The sequence below is a fragment of the Pseudomonas cichorii genome (assembly GCF_015471405.1).
Taxonomy (GTDB): domain Bacteria; phylum Pseudomonadota; class Gammaproteobacteria; order Pseudomonadales; family Pseudomonadaceae; genus Aquipseudomonas; species Aquipseudomonas serbiensis.
The window spans coordinates 13,124-26,468 of the sequence record NZ_BLVZ01000009.1 but is presented as its reverse complement, the minus strand read 5'-3'; the positions used below and the strand labels follow the sequence as shown (position 1 = coordinate 26,468).

The window sequence follows — 13,345 nt, the reverse complement described above, 5'->3', positions numbered from 1 at the left end:
GTCCTCGTCAGGCAACTGGCGGGACGCCTTTTTTGTTTGCGCAGAATTTATCGAGCACGACCCTGTCGTTCACTCGGAGGCAACATGGCGAAACTCAAACTGGTGATGATCGGCAACGGAATGGCCGGGGTCCGCACCCTTGAAGAACTGTTGAAGCTGAACGAAGAGCTTTACGAGATCACCGTCTTCGGCGCCGAACCGCACCCCAATTACAACCGGATCCTGCTCTCCCCGGTGCTGGCTGGCGAGCAGACCTTCGACGACATCGTGCTCAACGACCTGGGCTGGTACAGAGAGCACAACATTCAGTTGCTGCTCAACCGCCGCGTGGTAAAGATCGACCGCTCCAAACGGATCGTCATCGCAGACGATGGCACCCAGGCCAGATATGACCGCCTGCTGATCGCCACCGGCTCACGCCCTTTCGTGCTGCCGGTTCCCGGCAATACGCTCAAGGGCGTAATCGGCTATCGCGACATCGCTGATACGCAACTGATGATCGATACTGCAACCACCCACCGCCGCGCCGTGGTCATCGGTGGCGGCCTGCTGGGGCTGGAAGCAGCCAACGGCCTCAAGTTGCGGGGCATGGATGTGACAGTGATCCACAACGGCCAATCGCTGCTGGAACGGCAACTGGACAGGACCAGCGGCCAGATGCTGCAAGCGGCCCTGGAGCAGCGCGGCCTGAAATTCCGCCTCAATGAACAGACCGAAGCCTTTATCGGCGATGAGCAGGGTCAGGTTCAAGCCGTGCAATTCAAAAGCGGCGCTGTGATTGACGCCGATCTGGTGGTCATGGCCGCGGGCATTCGCCCCAATATGGAACTGGCCGCGCAGTCAGGCCTGCCCTGTGACCGTGGCATTCTGGTCAACGACACCCTGCAAACCTACGACCCACGGGTCTATGCCATCGGCGAATGCGTCAGCCATCGCGGCATCGCCTATGGCCTGGTCGCGCCGCTGTTCGAGCAAGCCCGAGTCTGCGCCAATCATCTCGCACAACTGGGTTTCGCCCGCTATCCGGGCTCGGTCACGTCAACAAAATTGAAGGTCACCGGTATCGACCTGTTTTCTGCCGGCGACTTTCTGGGCGGGGAAGGCACTGAAAGCATCACTCTTTCGGACCCTATAGGCGGCATATACAAAAAACTGGTCATCAAGAATGACGTACTGGTCGGAGCCTGCCTGTATGGCGACACCGCCGACGGCAGTTGGTACTTGCAGCAGATCCGGGAAAACCGAGGGATCGATGCCATTCGCAATCACCTGATGTTTGGCGAACAGACTACCGGCGAGGCAGCATGCGCATGACCGAGCCCTCGACCACTCAAATCACCGCCTCGACCTGCTGCTACTGCGGCGTTGGCTGCGGCGTCCTGATCGAACATGACGGACAGAACATTCTCGGCGTCAGTGGCGACCCACAGCACCCGGCCAACTTCGGCAAGCTGTGCAGCAAAGGCTCAAGCCTGCACCTGACTGGCGACCTGTCGGCGCGAGCGCTCGACCCGCAACTGCGCCTGAGCAAAGACCTGGCACGCAGCGTCACCGACTGGAACACCGCGCTGGAACATGCCGCCAATATCTTTGCCGACACCATCAAGGAACACGGCCCCGACAGCGTAGCGTTCTATATCTCGGGGCAATTGCTGACCGAGGATTACTACGCCTTCAACAAGCTGGCCCGGGCACTGGTGGGCACCAACAACATCGACAGCAACTCCCGGCTGTGCATGTCTTCGGCAGTGGTTGGCTACAAGCGCAGTCTGGGCGCCGACGCGCCACCGTGCGGCTATGAAGACATCGAGCTGAGCGATTGCATGATGATCGTCGGCAGCAACATGGCTTACGCTCACCCCATCCTGTTTCGTCGTCTGGAAGAAGCCAGAAGCCGTCGACCCGAGATGAAAATCATCGTGATCGACCCCAGGCGCACAGACACCTGCGAGCTGGCGGACCTGCACCTGGCAATCCTGCCGGGAACGGACGTGGCGTTGTTTCACGGCATTCTGCATTTGCTGATATGGGAAGGCCTGGTTGATGACGACTTCATCGACGCGCACACCCAAGGTTATGCAGACCTGAAAAACCTGGTGCGCGACTACACACCACAATACGTCGCACACACCTGCGGCATTGCGGTCGAGCAACTGCAAACCTGCGCCCGATGGATTGGCCAGGCTCCCAGCTTTCTATCGCTCTGGTGCATGGGCCTGAACCAGTCCACGGCCGGGAGCGCCAAGAACAGCGCCCTGATCAACCTGCATCTGGCCACCGGCCAGATCGGCCGACCCGGCGCAGGCCCCTTCTCTCTTACCGGCCAGCCCAATGCGATGGGTGGCCGCGAAACCGGCAGCCTGTCCAATCTGCTGCCAGGCCATCGTGAAGCAGGTAATCCCCAGCATCGTGCCGAAGTCGCCGAATATTGGGGTGTCGACACGCTACCGGCAACCACCGGCCTGCCCGCCATCGAACTGTTCGAGCAGTTGCAGTCCGGCAAGATCAAAGCGTTATGGATCGCCTGCACCAACCCGGCCCAATCGCTGCCTGATCAGCAAAAGGTCAAACAGGCACTGAGCACATGCCCGTTCGTTGTCTTGCAGGAAGCCTTCCAGACCACCGAAACCGCACGCTTCGCCGACCTGCTGCTGCCCGCCGCCAGTTGGGGTGAAAAGGAAGGCACGGTCACCAACTCCGAGCGACGCATCTCCAACGTACGCAAGGCCATTCCCGCTCCGGGTCAGGCACGTCCCGACTGGGCGATTACCGTGGATTTCGCGCAACGTCTGGAGCGCAGGCTGCGCCCCGATATGCCAGCCCTCTTCGACTTCACCAGTCCACGGCAGCTATTTGATGAATATAAAGTCCTGACTCAAGGCCGTGATCTGGACATGTCCGGTATCGACCGCGACCTCATCGACCGCTGCGGCCCGCAGCAATGGCCTTTTCCTCAGGGAGCCCGCACAGGCACCACTCGCTTGTACAGCGATGGCGTATTCCCGACGGCTTCGGGGCGGGCACAGTTCGTCTGCGATGCCTATGTCGCCGCCAAAGAGCTGCGCGATGCGCGCTATCCGCTGACACTCAATACCGGGCGATTGCGCGATCAATGGCACGGCATGAGCCGCACGGGTACGGCGGCACGCTTGTTTGGTCACGCCAGCGAGGCAGTGTTGGGGTTGCACCCGGAGGAAATGGACCGTTACCGGTTGCAGCCAGGCGACCTGGTCCATTTGAAAAGCCGCCGCGGCGATCTGGTCGTGCCCGTCAGCAGCGATGATGCTGTTCGCCCAGGCCAGGCATTCCTGCCGATGCACTGGGGCGATCGTTTTCTCAAGGGCGGCGTCAATGTGCTGACCCAACCCGCCTTCGACCCTCTGTCCAAACAACCGGAACTCAAACACTCGGGGGTGCGGATTGAAAAAGCCCACCTGCCCTGGCAATTCTTCGCGCTGATCGAAGGCGACGTTCAAAGCCACCTGACAGCGCTGCGCCCGCTGTGTGAAGCATTTGCCTATGTCAGCCTGGGATTGATCGGCCGCGAACGCCCTGCCCTTGTGATACGGGCAGCCAATGACGTAGCACCCGAGCACTCGCTGCTGGAAACCATCGATCATCTGTTGGGGCTGGATGAAGGGGCAGTAATGGCCTATGACGACCCCAAGCGCTCTATCGGTAAACGCATTCGTCTCGACAACGGCCGCATCATCGCCTTGCGCCTGGCCGGAGAAACCCTGGCTCAGCACTGGCTACAGAGTCTATGGCTGCAAGGTCAGGTGGACGAGCAGTTGCGTCGCTGGATGCTGGCCCCCATCAGCACTGAGCCAGGCAAGAATGCCTCTCTGGCCCGCGACAAGATTCTCTGCAACTGCAAGAACGTCAGCCAGAGTGCAATCATGAAGGAAATCGACAATGGCCTGGACTTGAATCAGTTGAAAACAAAACTGGGCTGCGGAACCCAGTGCGGTTCCTGTGTACCGGAAATAAAAAGGTTGATCAGCGCGGTGGTGCTGGCTGATTAAGCATCGATTTACCGAATCGCACGCAAAGAAAAGCCCGGCCTGAGCCGGGCTTTTCATTAAAGCAGGCTAATTACTTAGCTTGTGCTTCAACTTCTGCTTCTACGCGACGGTTTACTGCACGGCCAGCTTCAGTTGCGTTGTCAGCAACTGGACGGGTTTCGCCGTAACCAACCGAGTTTACGCGGTTAGCGCCAACACCGTACTGGTTGACCAGAACTTGTTTAACGGCGCTTGCGCGACGCTCGGACAGTTTCTGGTTGTAAGCATCAGGACCGACGGAGTCAGTGTGACCTTCAACAGTGGTGGTGGTTTGTGGGTATTGCTGCATGAAGTCAGCGAGGTTCTTGATGTCGCCGTAGCTGTTAGGCTTGACCACAGCTTTGTCGAAGTCGAACTTGACGTCCAGCTCAACACGAACAACTTCAGCAACTGCCGGGCAGCCATCAGCGTCAACAGTTACGTTGGCTGGGGTGTTCGGGCACTTGTCGACGTTGTCGCACACGCCGTCGTTGTCGCTGTCGGAGCAGACTTCAGCAACCGGAGCAACTGGAGCTGCTTCGGTTTTCTTGCTGCCGCCACCGAAGTTTACGCCGATACCGACGCTAGGAGCCCACTCGGTCTCGCCCTGGTCGATGTTGTACTGAGCTTCAACGCCAGCACGAGCATAGAAGTTTTCGGTGAAGTACAGCTTGGCACCGCCGCCGATGTTGGCGAAGGTGGAACCGTTACGACCGCCACGGCCAGTCTGACCGATGCTCTGATCGGAGAAACCTGCAGACACGTATGGACGCAGTGTGTCGCCTGGAGCGTTGAAGTGGTACAGAGCGTCCAGGGCAGTGTTGGAGCCCTTGATGTTCTTGCCATCATTGCCACGAGCGTTGTGGACTTCGTCGTAGCCCAGACGCAGTTCAACGTCGTCAGTCAGGAAGTAACCGATCGAACCGCCGAACAGGTTGCCGTCGTTTTTGAAGTCACGGGAGCTGTCGAAATATTGTTTCTTGGCGAAGCCCTCGATCTCGACTGCGCCTTGGCCTTGTGCCAGCACGCCGAACGAAGTCGCGGCAACGATAGTACCAATGGCCAAGCCCAAGGTGTTTTTCAGTTTCATCCGTTAAATCCCCATCTGGTGATTGTAAAGCAGCCCCTTGTAACCGGGGCAATTCGTCGGCAAGTCTAGCAGACCCTGCCAGTTCGTTAGAGATAATTGCTCCGAGTTAAGTTTCGGTGATGCCCGCAAATTTCTCACGTAATTTATCCAATGCCCGCTTATAGCGCATTTTCGTTGCGCTTAAGCCCATGTGCATTATGTCTGCGATCTCCTGAAATTCCAGCTCTGCGACAAATCGCAGCACCAGGATCTCCCGATCGATCGGGTTCACATGCACAAGCCAGCGATCGAGACCGCCCCTTTCTTCAGGTTTGGGCGTCTTCTCTTCAGACGCCTCCTCAAGCGGGTCCAGACTCAAAGCGTCCATCAAGCGACGCTTACGCCGTTCCTTTCTGTACTGAGTTATGCACTCGTTGTAGGTGATGCTGTAAAGCCAGGTTTTGAATTTCGATTTACCTTCGAAATTCTTCAATCCATACAAGACCTTAAGCATCACTTCCTGACAGACATCATCAGCATCGCGATCGTTCCCTAAATAACGTGCACAGACGTTAAAAAGTGTTCTCTGGTAACGTCGCATCAACTCTTCGTAGGCCCGCGTCACGTGAAAAAGCTCGACGTGGGCGCGCGCGACCAGCTCCTCGTCTGAGAGCTCGCGGGGGTCGTAGCGCGTCGAAAGCGGTAAGGGTTTATTCAAAACGAGTCGTGCCGACAGTCAGGTCAATGTCAGCCACTGCCCAGATTCCGGCAAATTGTGGCGGCATAGATTAGCAGATTCCCCGCTTAACGGCTGCTTACTCTCTGTTCGAGAAGAATTTTGTTGGAAAACGACACCAACTCCCCCTCGTCTGTCAGCAGTGTAGTCTTGACCGTACCGATTTCCTCGATTTGCCCCTCTACCTCGCCAACCTGCAAATGCTGGCCGACCTGATAAAGCTCTCGAACATAAATGCCGGCCAGAATCTGGCTGGCTATTTCACGACTCCCCAGACCCAATGCCAGCGCGACAGCCAGACCAACGGTCAGAAGGCCGATCACGATGACGTGGTTGAGCAGGTCTGTCTTGACCTCAAGCTGGCTGATCGCAACGGAAATACTGATGATGATGACCAGCCCCTGAGCGATTCGCCCAAGGCCCGGCGCATAATCGACACCCACACCCTCGGCAGCGCCACGCACCAGCCCGTTGACCAGTTGCGCAAGCAGCACACCGACAAGCAGCACCAGCGCAGCACCAAAGACCTTGGGCAGGTACAACGCCAGCATGTCCAGCGTCGACGAGACACGTTGCAGGCCAAGAGATTCAGCCGCGGAAACCAGGAAAATCAGCAGGACGAACCAGTAGACGATCTTGCCGATCAAGGTGGAGATCGGCACTTTCACGCCGGCACGGCTGATCAGCTTGGTCAGCCCGGTGCCGCCCATGAGACGATCGAGCCCGAGCTTGGCCAGCAATTTCGATAACAGGGCGTCGAGCAGCTTTGCGACCACGAAGCCCAGCAGCACCACCACAAGGGCGCCGAACAGGTTGGGGATGAAGTTTGCAACTTTGGTCCACAATGCAGTCATTGCAGCAACCAGACTCTGGGTCCAGAGATCCAATTCCATGTTCAATCAGCCTTATCGACAGGGCGAGCAGTAGGTTGTGTGCGACGGGAAACAGGTGAAACGTGCGCAGAACCGTTATTGAGGGCAATCATCATCGTCTGGCACCAGCGGCCAAGCAGCCCGAACAGTACACCGGCACCCACCTGACGGTTGGCGGTTTTCAGGACACGGCCAAGACAAGCGTCATCATCCCGGCTGGAGGATGACGATTTGAGCATGTCTCGCAAAGATTCTTCAAAGGGATCGTGCATCAGGCACCTCACGCAATGTCAGTGAGAGACGTGACCAGTTTCGGGCGAGTCACAAACGGCATTGAAAATTTATCCGTCACAACCAGCGCAAACGCCTGAAAAGCAGCCACTGCCCCACCGCCACCATGACAATCAAGGCACAGGCCAGAACAAATCCGTAAGGATTGTCGGAGCCGGGAATACCGCCGACGTTGATCCCCAGCAGCCCGGTCAGAAAACTCATGGGCAGAAAAATACCGGTGATGATCCCGAAACGGTACATGGTGTGATCCATGCGCTCACGCAGCCGCCGGTCTTCGGACTCCAGCAGCAACCCGACCCGCTCGCGGGTCAGCTCAAGTTCTTCAAGGTAACGGGTCAGGCTGTTGTTCAGTTCGTTCCAGTAATCGGCATCGTCATCGACGAACCAGCCAAGCTTGATACGCGATAGCTGGCCGAAGATATCCCGCTGGGGTGCAAGAAAGCGGCGCAACCCCGCTGCCCGCCGCCGAATCTGCAGCAGCTTGCCGTGTTCCGGGCTGTAACGCTCGTCGGCATCGGTCTTTTCTTCCTCGTCATCGACCGACTCGGTCAAATCGCCGAGCAGGTCCTGCACCTTTTCGGTCAGGTATTGAGCCAGATAAAGCGTCAGTTCAGAGGCTGTCTTCGGTCCTTTGCCTTCACTCAACTGCTCAATGAGTTCTTCGGTAGCCCGCAAAGGCCGCAGCCGCAAGGAAATCACTCGCTGGGCAGCCGCGAAGATCCGCACCGACACCATGTCTTCAGGCTCGGCTCCCGGATTGAGGTTCACACCTCGCAGGAACAGCAACAGCTCCTGATCAGGCAAGGGCAACAAACGCGGCCGGGTATTTTCTTCGAGCAGCAGCGTGCAGGCGAACTCGCTCAGGCCACTGGAATTGCGCAACCACGAATGAGTCTGCGGGTGACTACGGTCCCAATGCAGCCACAGACTTTCGTGGGGCTGCATCTGAAGACCATCGAGTTCGGTTCGAGCAATGAAACGCGCTCCGCCCTGACCATCCAATACGAGGGCATGAACCAGCCCCCACTGCGCATTTGCTTCGTCGAACATTCTTGCTTCGCTTATTCCGGCATTTTCAGAGGGGACGGAGAAATGATCACACCATTATTGTCGGCATACAGGTAATCGCCCGGCCGAAAAGTGACGCCGGCGAAGGTCACCGGGACATTCGAATCACCGATGCCGCGCTTGTCGGTCTTTTTCGGGTGGCTGGCCAGCGCCTGCACGCCCAGATCGGTTTGCGCCACAACGTCGACATCGCGGATGCAGCCATAGATCAACAAGCCTTCCCAGCCGCTTTTCGCAGCCTTGTCAGCCAGCAGATCGCCCAACAGCGCACAACGCAGAGAACCGCCACCATCGACGACCAGAACCTTGCCTTTGCCGTCGAGTGCTACCTGGTCTTTCACCAGTGAGTTGTCCTCAAAGCACTTGATGGTCACGATCTCGCCACCAAAGGAGTCACGGCCGCCGAAGCTGCTGAACATGGGTTCTACGACTTGCACCAGCTCCGGATAGGCATCACACAAGTCGGGGGTCGAATAATGCATGGCTAACTCCTGTCAGTGAGAGATGGGTTGCTCAGGGCAGCATAGTGGCTTTGGCCTCAACTTTCGCCCCTGTTCCCATACAAACACAAAACCGGACTATTGCCCTACCGCTTCCTGCAACCCGGGACTCTCGACAGAAGCAGAACGCTCCTGCAGCCAGCCGAGCACTCGCGGCCAGACCTGCTGCTGCGCACCCTTGCTGACCAGCATCCTTACATGATCGAAATCTTCGTTGAAACCATGCTCGCGACCCAGGCACAGGAACTCCCGCTGCTGCGAGCCAAACTGGTCGAACAGCATCTGACAGGCCCACACCGGGTCCTGATGATCGCCGACCGCAGCCACCGCCAGAACCGGCACTTCAACACTGGCCAGCCCCGTCCACCAGTTGCTGTCGCGATCACCGAAACGACCGAACAGACCGTGCCAGCGCATGCTTTCCAGGACAACGCCAATCGGCTCGTCTTCTGGCCCGCGCTTGAAGCGAGGCCCGGAAATATGCTCGAAAGACTTGAGCAGCAAGCGCCCGGACCACTGCACGGGCGGGATTTTCAGCGGCCAGTAGGTACGGCTGATCTGACTGCCAAACAACGCAACCGAAGCGGCACCCGCCGGCCCGAGATATTGGCCACCCAACGCTGCTGCCAGCGTGGTGCCACCCAGAGAGTGGCCGATCCAGTGCGGCACTTGCCCGTTCTGCTCGCGAACGAAGGCGGCAATGGCCGGCAGGTCGTAGCGGGCATAATCCGCCACGCGGTTGCGGCGATAGTCCTGATTGCGGGCCGAAAGCCCATGCCCGCGCATCTCGGCAATCCATACATCGTAACCGGCACGCGCCAGGAACGGCCCAAGGCCGATGCCTTTGGGCGAATACCAGAAACGGCGATTGGAAAAGCTGCCATGCAACAGAATGACCGGCACACCGCGCACATCAGGCTGATCCACCAGCCCGAGACGAGTAACAGCCAGCTCGACACTGGGATCAGGGCTGTTGGCAGGCTTCAAGCGATAGACGTCCTCGACCAGATCGCCACGACGCTCGGCACTGATCAAGGCAACGGGAAAAAGATTGCTGCTGCTTTGCATATTGCTCTTTATCTTTGGTTCAAAGGCATCGGGTCGCCTCTGACAGACTGGTGAAACTGCGGGTTTGGGGCCTCACATGAAAAAGGGCGGTTTCCGAAAAAACCGCCCTTTCCAAAACGCCTGAAACCCTAGACGATTCAAGACGCTATTGCATCACATCCGAAACATCTCAGGCCTGAGCCTGCCCTTCTGCAAGGAAGAACCAGGTTTCCAGTACCGAGTCAGGGTTCAGGGAAACACTTTCGATGCCCTGCTCCATCAGCCAGCGAGCCAGATCCGGGTGATCCGAAGGGCCCTGACCACAGATGCCGATGTATTTGCCCGCCTTGTTACAGGCCTGGATGGCATTGGACAGCAGCTTCTTGACCGCCGGATTACGCTCGTCGAACAGGTGCGCAATGACGCCCGAGTCGCGGTCCAGGCCCAACGTCAACTGGGTCAGGTCGTTGGAGCCGATGGAGAAGCCGTCGAAGTACTCCAGGAACTCTTCGGCCAGGATCGCGTTGGACGGCAACTCGCACATCATGATGATGCGCAGACCGTTCTCGCCACGCTTGAGGCCATTGGCCGCCAGCAGATCGATGACCTGACTCGCTTCACCCAGAGTGCGCACGAACGGCACCATGATTTCGACGTTGGTCAGGCCCATGTCCTCGCGCACACGCTTGAGGGCACGGCATTCAAGCTCGAAGCAGTCGCGGAAATTCTCGCTGATATAGCGCGAAGCACCACGGAAGCCCAGCATCGGGTTCTCTTCTTCCGGCTCGTACAGCTTGCCGCCGATCAGGTTGGCGTATTCGTTGGACTTGAAGTCCGACAGACGCACGATGACCTTCTTCGGTGTGAACGCTGCCGCCAGGGTGCTGATACCCTCGACCAGCTTGTCGACATAGAAACCGACCGGGTCGTTGTAACCGGCAATGCGCTTGTCGACGCTGTCCTTGATCTCGGGTGGCAGGCCGGCGTAGTTGAGCAAAGCCTTGGGGTGTACGCCGATCATGCGGTTGATGATGAATTCCAGGCGCGCCAGACCGACACCGGCGTTGGGCAGCTGGGCGAAATCGAACGCACGATCGGGGTTGCCGACGTTCATCATGATCTTGAACGGCAGCTCAGGCATGGCATCGACCGAGTTGGTCTTGATGTCAAAGCCCAGTTCACCCTCGAAGATATAACCGGTATCGCCTTCGGCACAGGACACGGTGACGCCCTGCCCGTCTTTCAGCAGTTGAGTCGCATTACCGCAACCCACAACAGCCGGGATACCCAGTTCGCGAGCAATGATCGCTGCGTGGCAGGTACGGCCACCACGGTTGGTAACGATAGCGCTGGCGCGCTTCATGACCGGCTCCCAGTCCGGGTCGGTCATGTCGGAAACCAGAACGTCGCCGGCCTGGACCTTGTCCATCTCGGACACGTCCTTGATGATCCGCACCTTGCCTGCGCCGATACGCTGGCCAATGGCACGACCTTCGACCAGAACGGTGCCGGTTTCCTTGAGCAGGTAGCGCTCCATGACATTGGCCGAGGAACGGCTTTTCACGGTTTCAGGACGCGCCTGAACGATGTAGAGCTTGCCATCGTCGCCGTCTTTGGCCCACTCGATATCCATCGGCGCCTTGTAGTGCTTCTCGATGATCATCGCCTGCTTGGCCAGCTCGCTGACTTCGGCATCGGTCAGGCAGAAACGCGCACGGTCGGCGACGTCGACATCAACGGTCTTCACCGAACGACCGGCCTTGGCCTCGTCGCCGTAGATCATCTTGATGGCCTTGCTGCCCAGATTGCGGCGCAGAATGGCCGGGCGGCCAGCTGTCAGGGTGTCCTTGTGGACATAGAACTCGTCCGGGTTGACCGCACCCTGCACCACCGTTTCGCCCAGGCCGTAGGCGCCGGTGATGAACACCACGTCACGGAAGCCGGACTCGGTATCAAGGGTGAACATCACCCCGGCAGTACCGGTCTCGGAACGAACCATGCGCTGAACGCCTGCCGACAGGGCCACCAGCTTGTGGTCGAAGCCCTGATGCACACGGTAGGAAATGGCGCGGTCATTGAAGAGGGAAGCAAACACTTCCTTGGCGGCACGAATGACGTTATCGACACCACGGATATTGAGGAAGGTTTCCTGCTGGCCAGCGAAGGAGGCATCGGGCAAGTCTTCTGCAGTTGCCGAAGAACGCACGGCTACGGCCAGGTTCGGATTGCCTGCCGACAAAGCGGCGAAAGCAGTGCGAATCTCGGCATTGAGCCTCTCGGGGAACTCGGCCTCCATGATCCACTGACGAATCTGCGCGCCGGTTCTGGCCAGAGCGTTGACGTCGTCGACATCCAGAGCGTCCAGGGCTGCATGGATCTGATCGTTCAGACCACTCTGCTCAAGGAAATCACGGTAGGCCTGGGCTGTCGTAGCGAAACCACCGGGCACCGAAACACCAGCGCCTGCCAGGTTGCTGATCATTTCGCCGAGGGATGCGTTCTTGCCTCCCACGTGCTCCACATCATGGACGCCGAGCTTATCGAGGGAAACTACGTACTCTACCAAGGTGATCTCTCCACTAACTGTGTTTGTTGTTGGGAAAAGCTCATGGACCCGAGCCACGCGCAGTGTGACAGCGGGCATTTCTCAGTCTGTTCTGGACTGACTTGAAGCAGCAACCTTGAAAAAAGGTGAGAATGCAGGCCATCAGGGCCTGCAAGCGCGCCTATGATATCCAAGAATCGTCACTAGCTTAAGGCCAAAGGCGCAAATGAAACGATCCGCTTTCTTCATCTCGGACGGCACAGGCATCACCGCTGAAACGTTGGGCCAGAGCCTGCTGGCACAATTTGAAAACATTACGTTCAACAAGTTCACGCGGCCCTACATCGACAGCGTCGAAAAGGCGCGGGCGATGGTACAACAAATCAACAATGCCGCCGACAAGGACGAGGTGCGGCCGATCATCTTCGATACCATCGTCAATCAGGAAATTCGCGAGATTCTGGCGACCTCCAACGGCTTCATGATCGATATTTTCTCGACCTTCCTCGCGCCGCTGGAGCAAGAGCTTAGTTCACACTCCTCCTACTCGGTGGGCAAATCTCATTCCATCGGTCATAACTCCAACTACATGGAGCGCATCGAGGCCGTGAACTTCGCCCTGGACAACGACGACGGAGCGCGAACCCATTATTACGACAAGGCCGACATCATCCTGGTGGGCGTCTCGCGCTGCGGCAAGACTCCGACCTGCCTGTACATGGCCATGCAGTTCGGCATCCGTGCCGCCAACTACCCGCTGACCGAAGACGACATGGAGCGCCTGCAACTGCCGGACGCACTCAAGGCCCACCGTAACAAACTGTTCGGCCTGACCATTGATCCAGATCGGTTGACCGCCATTCGCCATGAGCGAAAGCCCAACAGTCGCTATTCCAGCTATGCCCAGTGCGAGTTCGAAGTGCGTGAAGTGGAAAGCCTGTTTCGCCGGGAAAACATCCCGAACATCAATTCCACGCATTTTTCGGTGGAAGAGATTTCGGCCAAGGTGCTGGTGGAGAAAGGGGTTGAGCGGCGCTTCAAATAGCCCTTCCCACGCAGGAGTGCCTATTACTTTTTGGGAGGCAGCTTGCTGGCGACTTCAGCGTACAAACGCAGAATATATGCCGCTTCACAGGCCTTTTCGCCAGCAAGCTGCCCCCCACAAGTCTTG

Annotated in this window: 10 protein-coding genes and 1 pseudogene; 3 read left to right on the top strand and 8 right to left on the bottom strand. The window is 58.0% G+C overall.

Annotated features, from left to right (window positions below; all coding sequences use genetic code 11):
* Positions 1-84: 84 nt before the first annotated feature.
* Positions 85-1,299 (top strand): annotated as a pseudogene (locus tag JL015_RS15395) (NAD(P)/FAD-dependent oxidoreductase); the annotation flags it as partial.
* Between the two features lie 11 nt (positions 1,300-1,310).
* Positions 1,311-4,025: a nitrate reductase gene (locus JL015_RS15390; RefSeq protein ID WP_374063429.1), complete on the top strand. Its 2,715-nt coding sequence runs from the start codon at positions 1,311-1,313 to the stop codon at positions 4,023-4,025.
* 70 nt (positions 4,026-4,095) lie between these two features.
* On the opposite strand, the gene JL015_RS15385 is transcribed toward JL015_RS15390, so the two are convergent.
* From JL015_RS15385 to ppsA, 8 genes are all read right to left on the bottom strand, one after another.
* The gene (locus tag JL015_RS15385) at positions 4,096-5,133 is read right to left on the bottom strand and encodes an OmpA family protein (protein ID WP_201019049.1); all 1,038 of its coding nucleotides are present in this window, start codon (positions 5,131-5,133) and stop codon (positions 4,096-4,098) included.
* 106 nt (positions 5,134-5,239) lie between these two features.
* Complete coding sequence (sigX, locus tag JL015_RS15380; protein ID WP_122317373.1) at positions 5,240-5,830, bottom strand: RNA polymerase sigma factor SigX; 591 nt, start codon at positions 5,828-5,830, stop codon at positions 5,240-5,242.
* 86 nt (positions 5,831-5,916) lie between these two features.
* Positions 5,917-6,741 (bottom strand): mechanosensitive ion channel family protein, encoded by an 825-nt coding sequence (locus tag JL015_RS15375; RefSeq protein WP_201019048.1) that lies wholly within the window; start codon positions 6,739-6,741, stop codon positions 5,917-5,919.
* A gap of 2 nt (positions 6,742-6,743) precedes the next feature.
* A complete protein-coding gene (locus JL015_RS15370; protein WP_201006865.1) occupies positions 6,744-6,992 on the bottom strand; it encodes a CrfX protein in 249 nt (82 codons plus the stop codon).
* Positions 6,993-7,068: 76 nt separating this feature from the next.
* Positions 7,069-8,064: a zinc transporter ZntB gene (locus JL015_RS15365; RefSeq protein WP_201019047.1), complete on the bottom strand. Its 996-nt coding sequence runs from the start codon at positions 8,062-8,064 to the stop codon at positions 7,069-7,071.
* Positions 8,065-8,075: 11 nt separating this feature from the next.
* Positions 8,076-8,564, bottom strand: a complete 489-nt coding sequence (gene rraA / locus JL015_RS15360) for a ribonuclease E activity regulator RraA (RefSeq protein ID WP_201019046.1) — start codon at positions 8,562-8,564, stop codon at positions 8,076-8,078.
* Positions 8,565-8,660: 96 nt separating this feature from the next.
* Positions 8,661-9,650: an alpha/beta fold hydrolase gene (locus JL015_RS15355; protein ID WP_201019045.1), complete on the bottom strand. Its 990-nt coding sequence runs from the start codon at positions 9,648-9,650 to the stop codon at positions 8,661-8,663.
* A gap of 169 nt (positions 9,651-9,819) precedes the next feature.
* Entirely contained in the window at positions 9,820-12,195 is a 2,376-nt protein-coding gene (gene ppsA, locus JL015_RS15350) for a phosphoenolpyruvate synthase (protein ID WP_201006859.1), read from the bottom strand.
* Between the two features lie 205 nt (positions 12,196-12,400).
* Here ppsA and ppsR point away from each other — a divergent pair, with 205 nt between their 5' ends.
* On the top strand, positions 12,401-13,219 hold the full coding sequence (ppsR, locus tag JL015_RS15345; RefSeq protein WP_201019044.1) for a posphoenolpyruvate synthetase regulatory kinase/phosphorylase PpsR: 819 nt from the start codon (positions 12,401-12,403) through the stop codon (positions 13,217-13,219).
* Positions 13,220-13,345 lie beyond the last annotated feature (126 nt).

Bases quoted from the DNA above. Each gene is read 5' to 3' on its own strand.
- JL015_RS15390 (WP_374063429.1), top strand. From the start codon at position 1,311: ATGACCGAGCCCTCGACCACTCAAATCACCGCCTCGACCTGCTGCTAC.
- JL015_RS15385 (WP_201019049.1), bottom strand. From the start codon at position 5,133: ATGAAACTGAAAAACACCTTGGGCTTGGCCATTGGTACTATCGTTGCC.
- JL015_RS15375 (WP_201019048.1), bottom strand. From the start codon at position 6,741: ATGGAATTGGATCTCTGGACCCAGAGTCTGGTTGCTGCAATGACTGCA.
- JL015_RS15370 (WP_201006865.1), bottom strand. From the start codon at position 6,992: ATGCACGATCCCTTTGAAGAATCTTTGCGAGACATGCTCAAATCGTCA.
- JL015_RS15365 (WP_201019047.1), bottom strand. From the start codon at position 8,064: ATGTTCGACGAAGCAAATGCGCAGTGGGGGCTGGTTCATGCCCTCGTA.
- rraA (WP_201019046.1), bottom strand. From the start codon at position 8,564: ATGCATTATTCGACCCCCGACTTGTGTGATGCCTATCCGGAGCTGGTG.
- JL015_RS15355 (WP_201019045.1), bottom strand. From the start codon at position 9,650: ATGCAAAGCAGCAGCAATCTTTTTCCCGTTGCCTTGATCAGTGCCGAG.
- ppsR (WP_201019044.1), top strand. From the start codon at position 12,401: ATGAAACGATCCGCTTTCTTCATCTCGGACGGCACAGGCATCACCGCT.